A 20267-nucleotide genomic window follows, 5' to 3' on the forward strand; every position below is an offset into this window, starting at 1 on the left:
ATGCCGGAACTCGAACAGCCCCTCAGACTTGATCAGGCCTCCAAACTTGATCAGGCCCCCAAACTTGACCAGGCATTGGCCGAAGTCGCTGCCGAAATGGCCGATCGCACCGATCGCGGTGACGTCGCTTCCTACATTCCGCAATTGGGCAAGGTCGATCCGAAGAAATTCGGCATCGCAGCGGTCACCAATGACGGCCGCGTGCTGACGGCGGGGGACGCCGACCAAGCCTTTTCCATCCAGAGCATCTCGAAAGTGTTCACCCTGACACTGGCGCTCGGCAATGTCGGCGACGCGCTGTGGCAGCGGGTCGGCCGCGAACCGTCAGGCAATCCGTTCAACTCGATCGTGCAGCTCGAGCATGAGAACGGCATTCCGCGCAATCCGTTCATCAATGCCGGCGCCATCGTCATTTCCGACATCCTGCTTGCCGGCCACCAGCCGCGCGAGGCGATCGGCGAGATCCTGCGCTTCATCCAGTTCCTGGCCGACGACGAGACTGTTATCATCGACCGCGAGGTCGCGGCGTCCGAACGGGCCACCGGCTATCGCAACTTCGCGCTTGCCAACTACATGAAATCTTTCGGCAATCTCCACCACGCGCCGGAGCTGGCGCTGGGCGTCTACTTCCACCATTGCGCCATCGCCATGAGCTGCCGGCAACTGGCGCTCGCCGGCCGCTTCCTCGCCAATGGCGGCAAGAACCCGGCGACCGGGCATTCCGTGGTGTCGGCCGAGCGGGCGCGCCGCATCGGCGCCATGATGCTGACCTGCGGCCACTATGACGGCTCCGGCGACTTCGCCTTCCGCGTCGGCATTCCCGGCAAGAGCGGCGTCGGCGGCGGCATATTGGGCATCGTGCCGGGCGTGGCGTCGCTTGCCGTCTGGTCGCCGGGCCTCAATGCCAACGGCAACTCCAAGCTGGGGTCGATCGCGCTGGAAAAGCTGGCCAGGATGATGAACTGGTCGATCTTCGCGCCGTGATGCATGTCGCCCAAAAGTGCGCAGCGGTTTTGGGACAACGACATGCTTGGAATCAAAGAAGCGTTTTAGCCTTTCGCGATCCGGCATAACGCCAGATAAGAAAATCCCGCACGGTCTTCGAGACGGCGCGGGATTTTTTGTCAGAGAACTAGCTCAGGTGGCTGAAAGGCTTAGAAAAAGCCCTTCCGCTGCCACCATCCGCCGCGTTTCGGCTTGTCCTCGGTCTTGTCCTCAGCCTTGGCCGCGGGTTCTTCCGCTACGGTCGAAGACACCACCGGCTCGACCGGCGCATTCACCGCCGCCGGCTTGCGCCGCGACGGGCGGGCCTTCGGCGCCTTCTCGACAGCCACCGCCTCGTCGGACGCAGTGGCCGGCGTCTCGACCTGTGCTTCCGCCTCGGCAGCCGGCTCTTCGGCGACGATTTCGGCCGCGGCCTTCTTCGGCTTGGCGGCACGACGTGGCTTCTTCGGCTTCTCCGTGCTCGGCGCGTCGTCATTGGCCGGAGCAAGCGCCACCGGCTCTTCGGCTGGTGCAGCAACGACCGGCTCGCTGGCGATCACCTCGGTTGCCGAGACTTCGCCTTTGGACGCGTCGGCTGCTTCGCCAGCACTTGCCTCGGCCTCGCCTTCACCGTCTTCGCGGCGGTTGCGCTTGCCGCCGCGCTTGCCGCGCCGGCGCTTTTTGCCTTGGCCTTCGTCCGAAGCCTCAACTGTCTCGGACGTTTCGGCAACACCAACAGGGGCGTTGTCGTCCGTTTCCGTGTCGCCGTCGCTGGCGGCCGAGTCTGGGTCCGAAAACTCGCCGGCCGGAGCCGAGACGGAAGCACCGTCCGCCGGGGCGCCATGTTCGCGATCGCGATCCTTGCCGCCGCGCCGACGCCGGCGCTTGCGGCGCTTGCGGTCGCGGCCTTCGCCTTCCTCGCCACCGGCGGCAGCAGGTCGGGGTTGTTGCTGCGGCTGCTGGCGTGGCTGTTCGGCCTGGACCGGCGCCTCATCGTCTTCCTCGACGACGACAATCTCGTCCTCGGGCTCTTCCGGCTCGACATAGGCCGGGAAGCTGCGCGCCTCGACAAAGCCTTCCGGCTTTTCAGCCAGCGCGCCGCGGAAGATCGCATAGTGCTGCGCACCGACCGAATCGTCGGCCTCGACGGTGATCGTCAGCCCGAAGCGGCTTTCGAGTTCCACCAGCGTGCCGCGCTTGTGATTGAGCACGTAGAGTGCGGTCGCCGCCGGCGTCCGTACCGTGATGTGGCTGCGCGAATCCTTGAGCAGGAATTCCTCGATCGCCCGCACCACCATCAGCGCGACCGACGAATCGGAGCGCACATGGCCGGTGCCGCCGCAATGCGGGCAGGGCTTCATGGTCGATTCCAGCACGCTGGCGCGGATGCGCTGGCGGGACATCTCCATCAGGCCGAAATGCGAGATGCGGCCGACCTGGATGCGCGCACGATCGTTCTTGAGGTGATCCTTCAACCGCTTCTCGACGGAGCGGTTGTTGCGGTTCTCCTCCATGTCGATGAAGTCGATGACGATCAGGCCGGCGAGATCGCGCAGCCTGAGCTGACGCGCGACTTCCTCGGCCGCTTCCAGATTGGTGTGGAGCGCGGTGTCCTCGATCGAGTGCTCCTTGGTGGAACGACCCGAATTGACGTCGATGGCAACCAGCGCTTCGGTCTGGTTGATGATGATGTAGCCGCCGCTCTTCAGCGTCACCTGCGGCTGCAGCATGCGGTCTAGCTGTGCCTCGATGCCGTTGCGCACAAAGATCGGCGTCGTGTCGCGGAACGGCTGAACCACCTTGGCGTGGCTCGGCATCAGCATGCGCATGAAGTCCTTGGCCTCGCGATAGCCTTCCTCGCCGGAGACAAGAATCTCGTCGATATCCTTGTTGTAGAGGTCGCGCACCGAGCGCTTGATCAGGCTGCCTTCCTCGTAGACCAGGGCAGGGGCCGTGGACTGCAAGGTGAGATTGCGGACATTTTCCCAAAGCCGCATCAGATATTCGTAATCGCGCTTGATCTCGGCCTTGGTGCGGCTCTCGCCGGCGGTGCGCAGGATCACGCCCATGCCCTGCGGCACTTCGAGATCGGCAACGACCTCCTTCAGGCGCTTGCGGTCGACCGCGCTGGTGATCTTGCGCGAAATGCCGCCGCCACGCGCCGTGTTCGGCATCAGCACCGAATAGCGGCCGGCAAGCGACAGGTAGGTGGTCAGTGCCGCACCCTTGTTGCCGCGCTCTTCCTTGACGACCTGCACCAAGAGGATCTGCCGGCGCTTGATCACTTCCTGGATCTTGTACTGGCGGCGCACCGGCTTGCGGCGGTTGCGCACTTCCTCCAGCGCGTCCTCGGCGCCGACCGATTCGACCTCGTGATCGTCCGGATGCGAGGACTGCACTTCTTCCAGCATGCCGCGATCATTGTCGCCGGAGGTCGCTTCGCTGCCTTGTTCGGCCTGCGGAACGGCTTCGGAAATCACATCGGCCTCGACCGAGGCGGCGATCGACGTCGGGCCGCCTTCGCGGGTTTCGCCTTCGTCCTGCTCGGCGGAATCCTCGCCATGTTCGGACGCATCGGCATGTTCGGACGTATCGGCCGCATGTTCGATGATCTCGGACGTGTGCGAGATCTCTTCGAAACCAGCGTCGGCCCCTTCTTCTGCCTCGTCGGCAGCGTCGTTTGCCTCGCCGGAATCGGCTGCATCGCGCTTGTGCTCACCCCGGTCACGGGGCTTTCCGCCGCGCCGGCGGCCGCGCCGTCCGCGATCGCGGCTCTGACGGTCATCGCCGTCGCCGTCCTCGTTCTCCTCGTCCTCGGCCTCCTGCGCTTCCGCGCGTAGCAGTGCCTGACGATCGGCGACCGGAATCTGGTAGTAATCGGGGTGAATTTCACTGAAGGCGAGAAAACCGTGACGGTTGCCGCCATATTCGACAAAGGCTGCCTGAAGGGAGGGCTCTACGCGCGTTACGCGGGCTAGGTAGATGTTTCCTTTGAGCTGCTTCTTGTCCTGGGATTCAAAGTCGAATTCTTCAATACGGTTACCGCGTACGACGACAACGCGTGTTTCCTCCGGGTGGGAGGCGTCTATCAGCATTTTGTTGGGCATTATTTCGTTTCCCCCCGGCAGCCGTCAGCCGCAGCTTGCGAGGCAAAGCCTGCTGCTGCGTGTCTGGAATGTGGGTGCCGGATATTTGAACGTCCGCCGGCCGCCGCTTGAGCGCCATGGCGGTGCCGCCCGCAGCCATAATGGCGCGGTTTGATGCGGACCTTTCCATGATTGCGCTTGAAGCCATCGTCACCAACAGAACCTTTTGAACCAAAGCCCGGATGAACCGGACCAGCTTGTTTGCTCATACAGAGCCGGCGCGGGAACAAACCCGGCCGTTTTCCTCACGCAGGCGATTCCCCCGCCACGGGAGCACGCCTGCGAAATTCGTCGCGATCACCTGAACCCTTTTCGCCTGAAGCGAAAGGAGCCGCCTTTACATCTGACCCTGTAGCAAGAAGCTGCGGAGGAGGGCGGTTCCAGGATTGCAGTGATCCACCATCGCTTTTATGATTTGGCGGGATGGAAGGCAACCCCGATTTCCGATGCCGGCAAAAAGCCGTTCCGTAGCGTAAGCCAGGCTTGCGGCCTTGCATGAAAAGGCTTGGTTAACCTTCTCTGGATACCAATCGTTAATCGAGTTCGCGGCCTAACCGGCATATGGACGAAATGACCGGGCGCCGGGCGCCAAACCGGGAGCGACTGGAAGAGAGATGGGATTGGCGGACTTCACAGACAAGGGAGGTCGTGTCGGCGGCCGGATCCTGGCCGCTTTCGCCCTCTTGCTGCTGCTGGCGGTCTCATCTGCCCTGTCCTCAAATGCCAATGCCGCCGACGCTCCGCTCGTGGCAAAAGGTTACAAGATGGCGGGCGATGCCACCAAGATGCGCATCGTCATGGACTTCGATCGCGAACCCGGTATCAAATGGTTCCTGCTGCGCGGCCCCAACCGTCTTGTCATCGATCTCGCGAATACGAGATTCGCCGTTGATGCCAAGGATTTGAAGGCGCGGGGCCTGGTCAAGAGCGTGCGCCTGGGCGCGCTCGGCGAGGGCGTTTCGCGGCTGGTCCTCACCGGCAAGGGTCCCTTTGCGGTCGACAAGCTCGACCTGCTCAAGAACGAGGACGGACCCGGCTACCGCATTGCCATCGACATGTCGGCGGCATCCGAGCGCGAGTTCGATGTGGCGCTGGCCAATCAGGCGTTGACCACCGGATCGACCGTTTCGACCGACAAGGGAGGGCGGGTCGGCACCGGGCCGGTTTCCAATCCGGGCCATCGGTTCACCGTCGTCATCGATCCCGGCCATGGTGGCATCGACGGCGGTGCCGAGGGCCTGAACGGCACCATCGAGAAGAATGTCACGCTGGCCTTCGCCACGGAGCTGCGGGACAAACTCGCAGCCGTCGGCAATTACGATGTGTTCATGACGCGCGACACAGACGAATTCCTGCGTCTGGACGATCGCGTGCGCATTGCCCGTCAGCATGAGGCCGACCTGCTTATTTCGATCCATGCCGACACGATCAGCGTCAAAGGCATTCGCGGCGCCACCGTCTACACCGTCTCCGACAAGGCTTCGGATCCCGAGGCGCAGGCGCTTGCCGACCGAGAAAACCTCTCCGACCAGTTCGCCGGCATGGAAATCAAGAACGACAACAAGGAAGTCACCGACATCCTGATCGACCTGATCCGCCGCGAAACGCACAATTTCTCGATGAGTTTCGCCCACACGCTGGTCGGCCAGTTGTCGACCAGCGTCGGCCTGATCAACAATCCCCAGCGTTCGGCGGGCTTCAAGGTGCTCAAGGCACCCGACGTGCCGTCAGTGTTGGTCGAACTCGGTTATCTCTCGAACGCCAAGGACGAGGCGCAGTTGCTCAATGCCGACTGGCGCGGCAAGGCGGCCCAGAGCATAACCAACGCCGTCGCGCTGTTCGCGTCGGCCAAGGCCGGACCGGGAACCGGAGGTTGACATGACCGGCGGCGCCTGCAACCAGAGGCGGCGTTGCGCGACGACAACACCCAATGCTTTTATTTCCGGCTCGCGACCGCGAAATCAGGCATTGCCGTATTTTGTCCACATGGCGGCGACAAGGGTTTTCGATTACGGATTGGGACCGGCTCGAAAGCTTGCGCGAAAGGCGGCTTCGTTTAGGAAATTCCCGAACCAAGGACTGGAGCGGGTATGATTCGTCTCATTGGCTATTTTTTCGGCATCGGCACGACGCTGGCCCTTCTGGTCGCGGCGGGCGTTGCCATCTATATCGGCCATTTGTCGAAGGATCTGCCCGACTACGAGGTGCTGGCCAAATACGAGCCGCCGGTGACCACCCGCATCCACGCGTCTGACGGCGCGCTGATGGCCGAATACGCGCGCGAACGGCGCCTGTATTTGCCGATCCAGGCCATACCGGACCGCGTCAAGGCGGCCTTCCTGTCGGCCGAAGACAAGAATTTCTACAACCACCCGGGCATCGATGTGACCGGCCTCGGCCGCGCCATCATCGTCAACCTGCAGAATCTCGGCTCGGGCCGGCGTCAGGTCGGTGCCTCGACGATCACCCAGCAGGTGGCGAAGAACTTCCTGTTGTCCTCGGACCAGACCTACGAGCGCAAGATCAAGGAGATGATCCTCGCCTTCCGCATCGAGCAGGCCTATCCCAAGGATCGCATCCTCGAGCTCTACCTCAACGAAATCTTCTTCGGCTTCGGCGCCTATGGCGTCGCCGGCGCGGCCCTGACCTATTTCGACAAGTCGGTCAACGAACTGTCCGTGGCCGAGGCCGCCTACCTGGCCTCGCTGCCCAAGGGGCCGAACAACTACCACCCTTTCAAGCATGCCGATCGCGCGATCGAGCGCCGAAACTGGGTCATCGACCAGATGGTCGAGAACGGCTACGTCACGCGTGAGGAAGGCAGCAAGGCCAAGGCCGAGCCTCTGGGCGTGACGCCGCGGCGCAGCGGCACCTATCTGTTCGCCGGCGAGTATTTCACCGAAGAGGTGCGCCGCCAGATCATCGCCCGCTACGGCGAGAATGCGCTCTACGAAGGCGGCCTCTCCGTCCGCACCACGCTCGATCCGAAGATCCAGCTCATTGCCCGCAAATCGATGCAGAACGGGTTGATGAAATACGACACGCTGCGCGGCTATCGCGGGCCCGTGACATCGATCGACGCCTCGGGCGACTGGGGCGTGCCGCTTGGCGCCGTCAAGGGGCTGGAGGATGTCCCCGAATGGTCGCTCGCCGTCGTGCTCGACAGTTCGGCGACCGGGCTGTCGATCGGCCTGCAGCCGGCACGGCAGGCGTCGGGCGAGATCGTCAAGGAGCGCGTCGAAGGCACCATCAGCAAGGAGGACATGGGTTTTGCCATGCGCCATGTGGTTGCCGGCAAGACCGTCAAGGCCAAGTCGCCGGCGGAGGTGCTGAAGCCGGGCGACGTCATCTTCGTGCAGAAAAACGATGGTGCCGATGGCGCCTACAGCCTGCGCCAGGTGCCCGAAGTGGAAGGCGGCCTGATCGCCATGGACCCGCACACCGGCCGCGTGCTGGCCATGGTCGGCGGCTTCTCCTACGCGCAGTCCGAATTCAACCGCGCCACGCAAGCCATGCGCCAGCCGGGCTCCTCGTTCAAGCCGATCGTCTATTCGGCCGCCCTCGACAATGGCTATACGCCGGCCTCGGTGATCATGGACGGGCCGATCACGATCCAGAGCGGCAACACGAGCTGGACGCCGAAGAACTATGACGGCACCGTCGCCGGTCCGGCGACCCTACGCTCCGGCATCGAGAAGTCGCGCAACCTGATGACGGTGCGGCTTGCCAATGACATGGGCATGAAGCTGGTCGTCGAATATGCCGAGCGCTTTGGTGTCTACGACCATCTGGCGCCCTACCTGCCGATGGCGCTGGGGTCCGGCGAAACCACCGTGATGCGCATGGTGTCGGCCTATTCGATCATGGCCAACGGCGGAAAATCGATCAAACCATCGCTCATCGACCGCATCCAGGACCGCTACGGCAAGACGGTGTTCAAGCAGGACGAACGTGGCTGCCAGGGCTGCAATGCGCCTGAATGGCAAAACCAGCCGGAGCCGGAACTGGTCGACAATTCCGAGCAGGTGCTCGATCCGATGACCGCCTACCAGATCACCTCGATGATGGAAGGCGTCGTGCAGCGCGGCACCGGCGCCACCATCAATGAACTCGGCCGCCACATCGCCGGCAAAACCGGAACGACCAACGACGAAAAGGACGCCTGGTTCATCGGCTACACGCCCAACCTCGTCGTCGGCCTCTACATGGGCTACGACACGCCGCGCGGCCTCGGCCATGGCGCCACCGGCGGTGGTCTCGCAGCACCAATCTTCAAGGACTTCATGCGGGTGGCGCTGGATGGCACGCCCAATGTCGACTTCAAGGTGCCCGAAGGCATGAACCTGGTTGCCATCAACCGCAAGACCGGCATGCGTGCCGCATCGGGCGATCCCGGAACCATCATCGAAGCCTTCAAGCCGGGCACCGGTCCCGCCGACAGCTATTGGGTGATCGGCATGGGCGCCGACGGCTCCAATGCCACCGGTGGCGCGCTGTCGCCGCAGGCCAATCAAGCCATCCAGTCCGGCGGCGGCGGCCTCTACTGACGATTTTCAGGAGCGGATGGGCTGGCCTTGGCGCCAGCCCATTTTGCTTTACAGCCGGCGGCGGCCTGCCTATGTATCGCGCCGACCGACTTCAGCAAACAGGACAGAACAGCCAGCCATGCGCGCGGAAACGCAGAATATTGTCGACGAGATCAGGCAGGCGATAACCCTGCTGAGGAGGCATCTTTGACTGGGATCAGGCCATAAAGCGGCTTGAATACCTCAATGTGCGCGCCGAGGACGCCAGCCTCTGGAACGAGCCGCTGGAAGCGCAGAAGCTGATGCGCGAACGCCAGGGCCTCGAGGAGGGCATCGCCTCGGTGAAAGGCTTGACGCAGGCGCTGGAAGACAATATCGGCCTGATCGAGCTCGGCGAGGAAGAGCGCGACGAGGGCGTCATCGCCGAGGCGGAAGCCGCGATCCGCTCGATGCAAGGCGAGGCGAAGGCCCGCCAGGTCGAGACGCTGCTGTCGGGTGAAGCAGATTCCAACGACACCTATCTCGAAATCCATGCCGGCGCCGGCGGCACCGAAAGCCAGGACTGGGCCTCGATGCTGCTGCGCATGTACACGCGCTGGGCCGAGCGCCGTCGCTTCAAGGTCGAGGTGCTGGAAATGCATGACGGCGAAGAGGCCGGCATCAAGTCCGCCACGTTGATGATCAAAGGCCACAATGCCTATGGCTGGATGAAGACGGAATCGGGCGTTCATCGCCTGGTGCGTATTTCGCCCTATGACAGCAATGCGCGCCGGCATACGTCCTTCGCCAGCGTCTGGGTCTATCCGGTCATCGACGACACGATCGAGATCGACGTCTCCGAATCCGATGTTCGCATCGACACTTATCGCTCGTCAGGCTCGGGCGGCCAGCACGTCAACACCACCGATTCGGCGGTGCGCATCACGCATCTGGCCACCGGCATCGCGGTCGCATGCCAGGCTGAACGTTCGCAGCACAAGAACAAGGCCAAGGCCTGGGAGATGCTGCGCTCGCGCCTTTACGAGGAAGAGCTGAAAAAGCGCGAGGCGGTTGCAAACGCCACCGAAGCGTCGAAAAGCGATATAGGCTGGGGTCACCAGATCCGCTCCTATGTGCTGCAGCCCTACCAGTTGGTGAAGGATCTCCGCACCGGCGTCGAGAGCACCAGCCCGTCGAGCGTGCTCGATGGCGACCTCGACGATTTCATGGAAGCCTCGTTGTCGCAGCGCATCGAGGGCGGCGCGGGCGAAGCCGTAGCAGACCTGGATTAGGATATGTCCATGTTCAGGTGAGGTTAGCTGACCTCAATCTGAACATACCCCTGCGCACCACAGCGACGGAGGAGTGTGTTGCCGAGCAAGCTCACCGGAAAGTGCTTCTGTGGTGCGGTTCACTACGAGGTCACTGACGAATTCATCTATGCCGCGAATTGCCATTGTTCGGACTGCCGGCGCACCACCGGTTCGGCCTTCAAGCCTTTCGCCGGTATCGAGCGTGAAAAGCTTGTCCTCACCGAAGGCGAGGACAAGCTCCTGATCTTCGGCGACGAAAGCGGCCATAACGCGCATTGTGGCCGGTGCGGCTCCTTGCTTTATTCGCTCGTGCGCGACGGGGCCTATGTCCATGTCGCCATGGGAACCCTCGTCGACGACCCATCCATCCGCCCGACCGCGCACATCTTCGTCGGTTCGAAGGCGGGCTGGTTCACCATCACCGATGACCTGCCGCAGTATCAAGAGCACGTGATTGCCGGCTCTGACCAGCAGTAGGCTGGAACCACAGCGGGCCTATTCCGTTTATCCGACGCCCGTTTGCCGGGAATTGACCTTGGCCTCATCTCGTCGGCGGTAGCGGATACCTGACGTCCATAGAACGATGTCGGGAATGCATCGTCTTGCGCCGACCAAGGAATCAGCCCAGCATCCAAGGGCTGGGAGAGAAAAAGCATTTATGGCCGGACGCGGCATATCTGCGACCCGACGATCCGGCCACTGGGAAGATACGTTCCGGGAACGGGCAAGCGAAACGCTTGAGCTCGTTTGAAAGGAACGCGTCATGTCTGCTGCCACACTCAGATCGGCCAATGCCGTTCAACCGGCTGGCCGACTTTTGTTTTCCCTGTTCGCGATCGGCGCGATGGCAATGCTGACGGCACCTGCCTTCGCGCATGACGCCACGCCCACGGCGGCAAAGCCACAGGGCTGGAGTTATCCGTTCGCATGCTGCGCCAACTATGATTGTCGCACGACCCATACAGGCGAAGTGCTGGAGAAACCCGAGGGCTATGTCATCGCCGGCACGGGTGAGATCGTTCCAATGACCGACAAGCGTGTCAAGGACAGCCCGGACGGCGAGTTCCATTGGTGCGCGCACCAAGCGGGCCTCGACGCCGGCAAGACAATCTGCCTGTTCGTGCCGCCGCGCTCCTATTGACGACAGGACGGCGGTCGGACGTCCGCGGTCGCGTGTGACCGGGGCCGCAGGCCGGGTTTGCGCGATTAGGGTGATGCCTGCTGACAGACAGTTGTCAGGAGCACCTCTTTATGGTGCCTTTGCCGCACAGGGTGGCGGGCGACAGGAGGAGTTCGTTGATGACCATCAAGGCAAGCTGTCATTGCAAGGCGACGACATTCGAGGTTTCGCAGGCACCGCAGACGGTGACGCAATGCACTTGTTCTTTCTGCTCGAAGCGCGGCTCGCTCTGGGCCTACTACGTGCCTTCGCAATTCAAGCTCACCAGCCCGATGGAGAACGTCTCTTTCTACCGTTGGGGCTCGAGAACCGTAAAGCACGGTTTTTGCGCCACCTGCGGCTGCGGCACCTTTACCGAAACGCCGGACTGGTCGACTGGCGAGCCGGATTTCGACAATCCCAAGATCAGCGTCAACTCGCGGCTGTTCGATGATTTCGATCTCGACAAGGTCGAAGTGGTGATCATAGACGGCAAGAACCTCTGGTAGCCTGATCCAAACCATTCCGGCACGGCGATGCGGCGCCACCGCCGGGTATTGGTCTCTCCGGAAAAGCCGTGAGCGGCGCTTTCGCCATTCCGCTTTTCGCCGCAATTCGTGGTACAAGTCGCGGGAAGGGCTGATTTGGCGCCACCGCAAGGCGTGACTTGGAGAGGGACTATCCTATGAAAAAGACTGTGCTCGTCGTCGTGGCGACGGCTGTGCTCGTGAGCGCCTGTACCACCACTGATCCGTATACGGGCGACCAGAAGATTTCCAACACGGCGGCCGGCGCCGGCCTTGGCGCCCTGGCGGGCGCCAGCCTTGGCCTGCTTGCCGGCGGCAATGACCGCCGCAACGCACTGATCGGCGCCGGCATCGGCGCGCTGGCCGGCGGAGCCATCGGCGCCACCATGGACCAGAACGAGGCCGAACTGCGCCGGCAGCTCGAGGGCACCGGTGTCAGCGTCACCCGCAGCGGCGACCAGATCATCCTCAACATGCCGTCCGACATCACCTTCAACTCGGATCAGGATGCGGTGAAGCCCGGCTTCTACCAGGTCCTGAACTCTGTCGCGCTGGTGCTGAAGAAGTTCAAGCAGACCACGGTCGACGTGTTCGGCCACACCGATTCGACCGGTGGCGACCAGCACAATTTCGATCTGTCGCAGCGTCGTGCTTTGGCGGTCGCGAACTATCTGTCCGGTCAGGGCGTGGATCAGCGGCGCTTCGCAGTCACCGGCTTCGGCAAGACACGCCCGGTCGCATCCAATGCCACGGCCGAAGGCCGCGCCCAGAACCGCCGCGTCGAGATCCAGCTGTCGCCGCTCACCTGATTTGCACGGCAAACCAATGCGAAACGGCTCCCATGGGGGGCCGTTTTTGTTTGCACGGATACTGGCGTTGTTGGATTAGCTATTGCTAAAATATAGCTTTCCCGCAGCTATGGAAAGGAATAGCATCATCGCTGTTCCTGAGGGGATGAGGCGGTGTCACTGGCCGCGCAATCAGCATTTTTCCGCCTCGGTCTTGCACGGCCAGATCAGAAATCTGGGAGGAATGCATGACAAGAACAGCCAGCCTTGGGCGCTGCGGCGTCCTCGTTTTGACAGGTTTGGTGGGCGCGTGGCTGAACGTTGCTTCGGCTCGGGCCGAGGACGCCAACAAGGCCGACATCGAAGCCTTGAAAAAATCGCTCGCCAAATATGACGATTACACCGTCGCCGTCCGCGACCTCTATCTGTCGACGGTCGGCTGCGTCTACTACAGCGGAGAAAAGATAGCGGGTGCGATGGACTACCCGAAGGGCGCCATGGGTATCCACTTCGTCAATGTCCCGAGTGTCGGCCAGAAGCTCGACCCGATGCACCCCAATGTGCTGATCTATGAACCGACCAAGAAGGGCTTGCGGCTGGTGGGCGTGGAATGGCTGGTGCCTCTGACGCCGGACATCAAGGAGCCCCCGAAGCTGTTTGGCCAAACCTTCATGGGGCCTATGGAGGGGCACTACCCTCTCATCCCGAAGGAGTTCGTCCACTACGACCTGCATGCCTGGCTCGGGGACAATCCGAACGGCATGTTCAGTCCGACGAATCCGAACGTGAAATGCAACAAGGCCGAGTTTCCGATGCTGGAAAAACCGACCAAGATGATGCCTGGGCCGATGTAACGGGCGAGTCAGGCAGGAACCTTTGCCGAGAAGACAAGCCGGATGGCTGGCTTGCCTTTGAAGCGGTCGGGAATCAGACCTTGGCGACGATCCGCATGAAGGCCGGCATGTCATCGCCGAAGCCGACGGTGGAATCGTTGTCTTCCTGGTGTCGTTGGCGGGCAGGGCGGCTGTTGTCGCGCTGCGGCCTCGTGTCGCCGCGTTCCGGTGCGCGCTGTTCATTGCGATCGGATGATTTGCGCTCGGTGTTTTCCGAACGGATCGCTTCCTTGCGCGAGCGCCGTTCGCCGACGTCGGCGGCTGCGGCCTCGGCCACCGGCTGATCCTCGCGGACTGTTTCCGGTGCCGTGTCTTCGCTGCGCTTGGCGTGGCGTTCGCGCGGTTTGCGCTCGCCGCCCTTTTCCCTGCCGCGATCGTCGTCCTTGCGGCCGGCGCGGCGCGGTGCGCCCTTGCCACGGCGCGGAGCATCATCCTCGCCGCCTTCGCTGGCAACAACCGTCGACAAGTCGCCGTCATGCCACTCGATCTTGTTGCCGATCAGACGTTCGATGGCATCGATGTATTTGGTGTCCGATTTGGTCGCGATGGTGAAGGATTTTCCGGAGCGTCCGGCGCGGCCGGTACGGCCGATACGGTGGACATAGTCCTCGGCGTGGATCGGCACGTCATAGTTGAAGACGTGGCTGACATCGGGGATGTCCAAGCCGCGCGCGGCGACGTCGGAAGCGACGAGGTAGCGCAGCTTGCCGTCGCGGAAATTGGCCAGCATCTGCATGCGCGCGCGCTGGTCCATGTCACCATGCAGCGCACCGGCGTCGAAATCATATTTCAGCAGCGAGCGGAACAGCTCCGCCACTTCAACCTTGCGGTTGCAGAAGATGATGGCGTTCTTCAGCTCCGCGTCTTCGGCCTTGATCAGATTGCGCAGCGTCTCGCGCTTGTCCCATGGCTTGGAGCCTGATTTGACCAGCCGCTGGATAATGTTGGTCGCCGCGGATGCTGCCTTCGAGACCTCGACGCGCACCGGCGCGTGCAGGAATTTCTCGGTCAGCTTGGTGATTTCCGGCGGCATCGTCGCCGAGAAGAACAGCGTCTGCCTGGTGAACGGGATCATCTCGCAGATGCGCTCGATATCGGGGATGAAGCCCATGTCGAGCATGCGGTCTGCTTCGTCGATGACGAGGATCTCGACACCGTTGAGCAACAGCTTGCCGCGCTCGCGGTGGTCGAGCAGGCGGCCGGGCGTCGCGATCAGCACGTCGACGCCGCGCTCCAGCTTCTTGTTCTGTTCGTCGAATGAGACACCGCCGATCAAGAGCGCGATGTTGAGCTTGTGGTTCTTGCCGTATCGGATGAAATTCTCTTCGACCTGCGCGGCGAGTTCGCGCGTCGGCTCCAGGATCAGCGTGCGCGGCATACGGGCGCGGGCTCGGCCGTTTTCGAGGCGGGTCAGCATCGGCAGCACGAAGGAAGCCGTCTTGCCAGTGCCGGTCTGGGCGATGCCCAGAATATCCTTGCCGAGCAAGGCGTGTGGGATCGCACCAGCCTGGATCGGCGTCGGCTGGGTATAGCCGGCGTCGGTGACTGCGGAAAGGACCTTCGGCGACAGGCCGAGGTCTGCGAAGGTCAACGCTTCTTGAGCGGTCGTGGTGTCTGAGGACAAGTGTTGTTGTCTTTGGCTGGTTCGGGGAAGCGCAACGGCGTCTAATGGCGTCTGTCGCGGCAAGCGCCACGCGCCTGCAAGATTGGTATTGCAATTAGGAGCAAGCCCTCGATTTGTCAACAGAAACGGGCAGCAATGGCACGATTGTGAAGTTGTAACCTTAATCGGGATGCTTAATCGACCTGTCGGCCGCAGCGCCGGCTCAATAGCGGAACTGTTCGGCGAGAATACGCTCGTTCCAGGAATGATTGGGATCGAACAACAACGTTGCTGTCGCCGTGGGTGATTCTCGCACCGTTACCGAGGTCACCGCCTTGACCTCGGTATGGTCGGCGGCGGCGTTCACCGGCCGCTTTTCCGGCTCGCGGATGTCGAAGCGTACGGTCGCCTTGTTGGAGAGCAGCGCGCCGCGCCAGCGGCGCGGGCGAAACGGGCTGACCGGGGTCAGCGCCAGCAGCGGCGCGTCGAGCGGCAGGATCGGTCCGTGCGCCGAAAGATTGTAGGCGGTGGACCCGGCCGGGGTTGCGATCATGACGCCGTCGCAGTTCAGTTCCTCAAGCCGTACCTGTTCGTCGACGGTGATGCGGATCTTGGCTGTCTGGTACGATTGACGCCACAGCGCCACCTCGTTGATCGCCAGTGCCGAAATCGTTTCGCCTTCCGAGGTCACGGCCAGCATCTCCAGCGGGCGGATCGTCTCGGCGACGGCGGCTTCGAGACGCTCCGTCAGGCCACCGGAACGATACTCGTTCATCAGGAAGCCGATGGTGCCGCGGTTCATGCCGTAGACCTTCTTGCCGGTCCCCATCGTGTCGCGCAGGGTCTGCAGCAGGAAGCCGTCACCCCCAAGGGCAACGACGATCCCGGCCTCCTCGACGGAAGACTGGCCATAGCGCGCCGACAGGCTTTCCAGCGCCGTCTTGGCGTCAGCGGTGTCGGACGAGACGAAGGCGATGCGGCTGGCGGCTTTGCTCATGGCTCCCCGATGACGACCGATTGGCAGCGGCAGGGCCGCGCCAGCGCCGGGGTAGCATGGGCGGGGTACGTCTGCAAAGGGAGCTGTCATCCCGGATGCGACCCATGCCGGATGGCAAGGCGGCCGCAGGACGGCGGATGCGGGCTTGCCGTTCGCGTATCATGTCAAAGGCTACGCGAATGTGATGGTTAAGACCGGCCTTAAAGTCTCGTAAAGCCGGATCGGTCATGTTAGCCGGCAGTGGATGGGTGGCGTGGGGGCTAGCCAGTCGAGGCCGACATATTGCCGGTAACACGCCTGATCATCGTCTTTCTGATGCTGGGAAGCTTCGCGCTGCTCTTTGCCGAACTGGTGCGCCAGTCCGAAGAGACGAGCTTCCGGCCGCAGCCCACGGCGTCGCGCTGTGGCGATGCAGCCGGAGCGCCATGCCCGCAAAGGGCGCTGTAGCGCTGTAACCTGATCATCCTTTCGGATGACCGGCGGCATTGGCGGCCGCTTCGGTGCGCGACATCGCGCGGCAGTTTCTCTCCTTAAAAGCAGTGGCCGGTCGGCCACCGCGAATTGCGGCCGCGAGCATTTCGGCCTCAACGGCCTGACGCGTCCGGCATCGCGGCTAAACCTCTTTCCTGGCTGCTCACTGAGTCACCACCGCATCGGGCGCATCAATGGGCGAGCCATGGCCGTATCCACGATAAGATATTGACTGTATGTTTAGTCATAGTTATTCCTGAGGTCGAGAATTGAGTTGGACAGCCGGGTTCCAGCCGGTGAATGGCCACAATAAAGGGGGGAATATCTTGACTGCCATGCGGCTTGCCGTTGCCGGCGCGCCGCAAATGCGATGTCGACGGCCTTTCTCGTGCCGTCGATCGGCATTGTCGCGGCCATCTTTTCGTCAGCAGGAAACGGACTTGGGGCCGTAGTGCCGCCGGTCCCAACAATGGGAGCATGCAGCATGAACTGGAAACTGACCGCGACGGCCATCGGCCTGTCGTTGCTGACTGTCACGGGCGTGGCCCGTGCCGAAGGCGAGCTCAACATCTACAATTGGGGCAACTACACCAGCCCCGACCTGATCAAGAAGTTCGAAGAGACCTACAAGGTCAAGGTCACCGTCACCGACTATGATTCCAACGACACCGCCTTGGCCAAGGTCCGGCAGGGCGCCTCCGGCTATGACATCGTCGTGCCCTCGGCGAGCGTCGTGCCGGTCTGGATCAGCGAAGGTCTGCTCTTGGAGACCGATCCCAACAAGATGGAAAACTTCAAAAACGTCGATCCCAGATGGGTCGATGTTCCATTCGATCCAGGCCGTAAATATACCGTTCCATGGCAGTGGGGCACGACCGGCATTTCGGTGAACAAGTCGGTTTATGCCGGCGACCCGAACACATCGGCGATCTTCCTCGACCCACCCCCCGAACTCGTCGGCAAGATCAATGTCGTACCCGAAATGGGTGACATCATGTTCCTCGCCATCGCCTACGAGGGTGGCAAATATTGCAGCAGCGACATGCAGATGCTGAAGAAGGTGCATGACAAGCTGGTGGAGGCGAAGGCGAAATGGCTTTCGCTCGATTATGCGGCCGTCGATGGCCTGGGCAGGGGCGACATCGCCGCGGGCGTCAACTGGAACGGCATATCGCTGCGCGAGCGGCTTGAGAACGACAAGATCGTCTATGGCTATCCCAAGGAAGGCTATCCGATCTGGATGGACAATGTCGCTGTCCTCAAGGACGCCAAGAATATCGACAACGCCAAGCTGTTCCAGAACTTCATCATGGATCCGCAGAATGCGGCGCTGATCTCAGCCTTTGCGCGTTATTCGAACGGCATCAAGGGCTCGGAAGCCTTCATGCCCGACGACATGAAGACCGCGCCGGAAGTGAACATCCCCGCTGAGTTCGCCACCAAGGGCCAGTTCATGCAGGCCTGCCCGCCGGATGTGCAGGCGCTCTACACGAAGATCTGGACCGACCTGCAGAAATGACCTGACCCGCGTTCTCCGCGCCGCTGCACGCGGCGCGGTCATCTCCCGTCCATGCCAAACGCGATGCGCAGATCGCAGGAGACTTCCCATGACCGATCTCGACCTTTGCTACATGCCGGCCAGCGAGGCGCTGCGGCTGTTCAAGGCGAAGAAGCTTTCGCCTGTCGAACTGATGCAGGCCACCATCCGCCGCGCAGAGGCAACCAAGGCGACGATCAACTGCTTCACCTTCACGCATTTCGACGAGGCGATGGACCTGGCTGGGAAGGCCGAGGCGAAATACGCCAGGGGCGCCCGGACCGGGGCGCTCGAGGGGTTGCCGATCGGCATCAAGGACGAGAGCTACATCAAGGGCAAGCCGACCTCGCACGGCTCGCTGCTGTCCGGGGATGCGATAGGCGGCCATACCTCGACGATGAACGAGCGCATCATCAAGGCCGGAGGCATTGTCCATGCCCGCACAGCGACGCCTGAATTCAGCTGCGCCGGCTATACCTGGTCGAAACGCTGGGGCGTGACGCGCAATCCGTGGAACCCGGATTTCACACCCGGCGGTTCGTCGGGCGGTGCCGCGGCGACGCTGGCATCCGGCACGTCGTCGATCGCCACCGGTTCGGACATTGCCGGATCGATCCGCATTCCCGCGTCGGCCTGCGGTCTTGTCGGCTTCAAGCCGCCTTACGGGCGCAATCCGGACGAGCCGCCGTTCAACCTCGATTTCTACTGCCACACCGGACCTTTGGCACGAAACGTCGGGGATGCGATCCTGCTGCAGAACGTGATGGCCGGGCCAAGCCCGCTCGACATCGCCACGCTGCGCCCCAAACTGCGCCTGCCCAGCGACTACAAGCCGATCAAGGGCTGGAAGATTGCTTTCTCGATGGACCTCGGTTCTTTCGAAGTGGACGCCGATGTGCGCAAGAACACGCTTGCCGCCTGCGACGTGTTCCGCTCGCTCGGCGCCACGGTCGAGGAAGTCGATCTGGGCTGGGGCGACGACGTGCTCAGGGCGGGCATGGCCTATCTCGAACATCTCTTCGGCGCTTCGCTGTCGCAGCTGCTCAAGGAGCACGGCAAGGACATGACGACCTATGCACGTCAATTCGCCGAGGACGGGCAGAAGTCCAAAGCCACGGATTTTGTCGGAACCCTCGATGTGGCGGCCAGGATGTACCAGACGCTGGGGCCGCTGCTTGAGACTTATGATGTGCTGGTCTGCCCGACCAACGCGCTTCCCTCCGTGCCGGCGGAGTTCGATCAGACCACGGGCACGGTCGAGATCAACGGCAAGCAGGTGAACCCGTCGCTTGGCTGGGTGATGACGACGCCGTTCAACATGATGAGCCGTTGTCCGGTTCTGTCCATCCCTTCGGGCCGGGCGGCAAGCGGCGTGCCGACAGGCATCCAGATCGTTGGCCGCACCTATTGCGATGCCGATGTTTTCCGCGCGGCCATGGCCTATGAGACGGCCAAGGGGCAGTGGTACACAAACGCCGAAACGCGCCCGTCGCTATAACAGGGCGCTGCGGCCCTTGCCGCACCGGTGCTTGATCCGCGGTCTCGGTTGTGGTGAGCCGGCGCCGGACATCTCGAATAGACGGATCCGTGGCGGCGCCGGTGATCGCCGCCAGAAGGTCCGAAAGGAGCTGGACGAAGATGGCGCAACAAAAGGCCGCGGCGGCAAAACGCAAAGGCGCAATGGCGAAGAATGGAAGTGCGGCAAACGATGCCGCGCCGCCCAAGGACCGTCGGCGCGAACGCGGCGAAGCCAGCGTGCAGCGGATCATCGACGCCACCATCGAGCTCATCGCGGAGGAGGGGCTGGCAAGCGTCACCATGCAGCGCATCGCCGAACATGTCGGCTCGTCCAATGCCCTGGTCGTCTTCCATTTTCGCAGCAAGGAGAACCTGTTTCGCGCCGTCCTGCAGTATCTCAGCGATCGCTATGACGAGCTGTGGGTGACGTTGGTGCGGGCGCCCGGCCTGTCTCCGGTTGAGCGGGCCCTGGGCGCGGTCGATTGCGCGCAACGTTTCGCCCGCCAGCACCCGAAATGGGTTTCGGTCTTTGTCGTGTTCTCCAGCGACCGCAAGAGCATGCAGATCTACAACGAGATCGGCCTTCCGAGCGATCTCGCCTACACCGCCGAGGCGCGCGAGCTGCTGATCGAGATTTCGCGCAGCGGCGGTTATACCGGCGTCGACATCGACACGCTGTCGGAGAGCCTGAATTATCTGGTTCATGGCGCCTGGTATTGGGATCATCTCAATCCGTCCAGCCGTGACACCAACGTGCTGCGCAAGACCATGCTGCTCCTGCTGCATCAGGCGTTTCCGCGGCATTTCGAACTGATGCGCTAACCGC

General features: G+C 62.4%; 16 protein-coding genes. 13 read left to right on the forward strand and 3 right to left on the reverse strand.

From position 1 onward, the window contains the following. Positions 1–984: a glutaminase gene (locus NKJ00_RS08660; protein WP_352629440.1), complete on the forward strand. Its 984-nt coding sequence runs from the start codon at positions 1–3 to the stop codon at positions 982–984. Positions 985–1154: 170 nt separating this feature from the next. On the opposite strand, the gene NKJ00_RS08665 is transcribed toward NKJ00_RS08660, so the two are convergent. Next, positions 1155–4091: a ribonuclease E/G gene (locus NKJ00_RS08665; RefSeq protein ID WP_352629442.1), complete on the reverse strand. Its 2937-nt coding sequence runs from the start codon at positions 4089–4091 to the stop codon at positions 1155–1157. A gap of 653 nt (positions 4092–4744) precedes the next feature. On the opposite strand from NKJ00_RS08665, the gene NKJ00_RS08670 reads away from it, so the two are divergent. The 8 genes from NKJ00_RS08670 (at position 4745) to NKJ00_RS08705 (ending at position 13276) form a co-directional block, all read left to right on the forward strand. After that, the gene (locus tag NKJ00_RS08670; RefSeq protein WP_352629444.1) at positions 4745–6007 is read left to right on the forward strand and encodes an N-acetylmuramoyl-L-alanine amidase; all 1263 of its coding nucleotides are present in this window, start codon (positions 4745–4747) and stop codon (positions 6005–6007) included. A 213-nt stretch (positions 6008–6220) separates the two neighbouring features. Continuing rightward, positions 6221–8677: a penicillin-binding protein 1A gene (locus tag NKJ00_RS08675; protein WP_352439937.1), complete on the forward strand. Its 2457-nt coding sequence runs from the start codon at positions 6221–6223 to the stop codon at positions 8675–8677. Between the two features lie 118 nt (positions 8678–8795). Further along, positions 8796–9927 (forward strand): peptide chain release factor 2 gene (gene prfB, locus NKJ00_RS08680; protein ID WP_127272597.1). Its coding sequence is split into 2 segments (ribosomal slippage): positions 8796–8861 and positions 8863–9927, totalling 1131 coding nucleotides; the frame shifts between segments, so codons are not numbered across the junction. 78 nt (positions 9928–10005) lie between these two features. Then, complete coding sequence (locus NKJ00_RS08685) at positions 10006–10425, forward strand: GFA family protein (RefSeq protein ID WP_127291381.1); 420 nt, start codon at positions 10006–10008, stop codon at positions 10423–10425. 286 nt (positions 10426–10711) lie between these two features. After that, entirely contained in the window at positions 10712–11089 is a 378-nt protein-coding gene (locus NKJ00_RS08690; protein WP_023812122.1) for a hypothetical protein, read from the forward strand. Between the two features lie 158 nt (positions 11090–11247). Next, on the forward strand, positions 11248–11616 hold the full coding sequence (locus NKJ00_RS08695; protein WP_352629448.1) for a GFA family protein: 369 nt from the start codon (positions 11248–11250) through the stop codon (positions 11614–11616). Positions 11617–11792: 176 nt separating this feature from the next. Further along, the gene (locus NKJ00_RS08700; RefSeq protein WP_013531371.1) at positions 11793–12443 is read left to right on the forward strand and encodes a YiaD family glycine zipper/OmpA-like lipoprotein; all 651 of its coding nucleotides are present in this window, start codon (positions 11793–11795) and stop codon (positions 12441–12443) included. 227 nt (positions 12444–12670) lie between these two features. Further along, complete coding sequence (locus NKJ00_RS08705; protein WP_352629451.1) at positions 12671–13276, forward strand: hypothetical protein; 606 nt, start codon at positions 12671–12673, stop codon at positions 13274–13276. Between the two features lie 73 nt (positions 13277–13349). Here NKJ00_RS08705 and NKJ00_RS08710 read toward each other — a convergent pair whose 3' ends face one another. Continuing rightward, positions 13350–14939 carry a DEAD/DEAH box helicase gene (locus NKJ00_RS08710; RefSeq protein WP_352439940.1) on the reverse strand — a complete coding sequence of 530 codons (1590 nt, stop codon included), beginning with the start codon at positions 14937–14939 and terminating at the stop codon, positions 13350–13352. A 202-nt stretch (positions 14940–15141) separates the two neighbouring features. Beyond that, positions 15142–15915 carry an NAD kinase gene (locus tag NKJ00_RS08715; protein WP_023812117.1) on the reverse strand — a complete coding sequence of 258 codons (774 nt, stop codon included), beginning with the start codon at positions 15913–15915 and terminating at the stop codon, positions 15142–15144. A gap of 282 nt (positions 15916–16197) precedes the next feature. Here NKJ00_RS08715 and NKJ00_RS08720 point away from each other — a divergent pair, with 282 nt between their 5' ends. The 4 genes from NKJ00_RS08720 (at position 16198) to NKJ00_RS08735 (ending at position 20263) form a co-directional block, all read left to right on the forward strand. Beyond that, complete coding sequence (locus tag NKJ00_RS08720) at positions 16198–16362, forward strand: hypothetical protein (protein ID WP_164748845.1); 165 nt, start codon at positions 16198–16200, stop codon at positions 16360–16362. A 508-nt stretch (positions 16363–16870) separates the two neighbouring features. Further along, positions 16871–17905: an extracellular solute-binding protein gene (locus NKJ00_RS08725; protein ID WP_128305861.1), complete on the forward strand. Its 1035-nt coding sequence runs from the start codon at positions 16871–16873 to the stop codon at positions 17903–17905. A gap of 88 nt (positions 17906–17993) precedes the next feature. After that, positions 17994–19421 carry an amidase gene (locus tag NKJ00_RS08730; protein ID WP_352609677.1) on the forward strand — a complete coding sequence of 476 codons (1428 nt, stop codon included), beginning with the start codon at positions 17994–17996 and terminating at the stop codon, positions 19419–19421. 140 nt (positions 19422–19561) lie between these two features. After that, positions 19562–20263 carry a TetR/AcrR family transcriptional regulator gene (locus tag NKJ00_RS08735; RefSeq protein ID WP_127260211.1) on the forward strand — a complete coding sequence of 234 codons (702 nt, stop codon included), beginning with the start codon at positions 19562–19564 and terminating at the stop codon, positions 20261–20263. Positions 20264–20267 lie beyond the last annotated feature (4 nt).

Origin of the sequence: Mesorhizobium sp. M0227, from assembly GCF_040321855.1 — a bacterium.
Classification (GTDB): domain Bacteria; phylum Pseudomonadota; class Alphaproteobacteria; order Rhizobiales; family Rhizobiaceae; genus Mesorhizobium.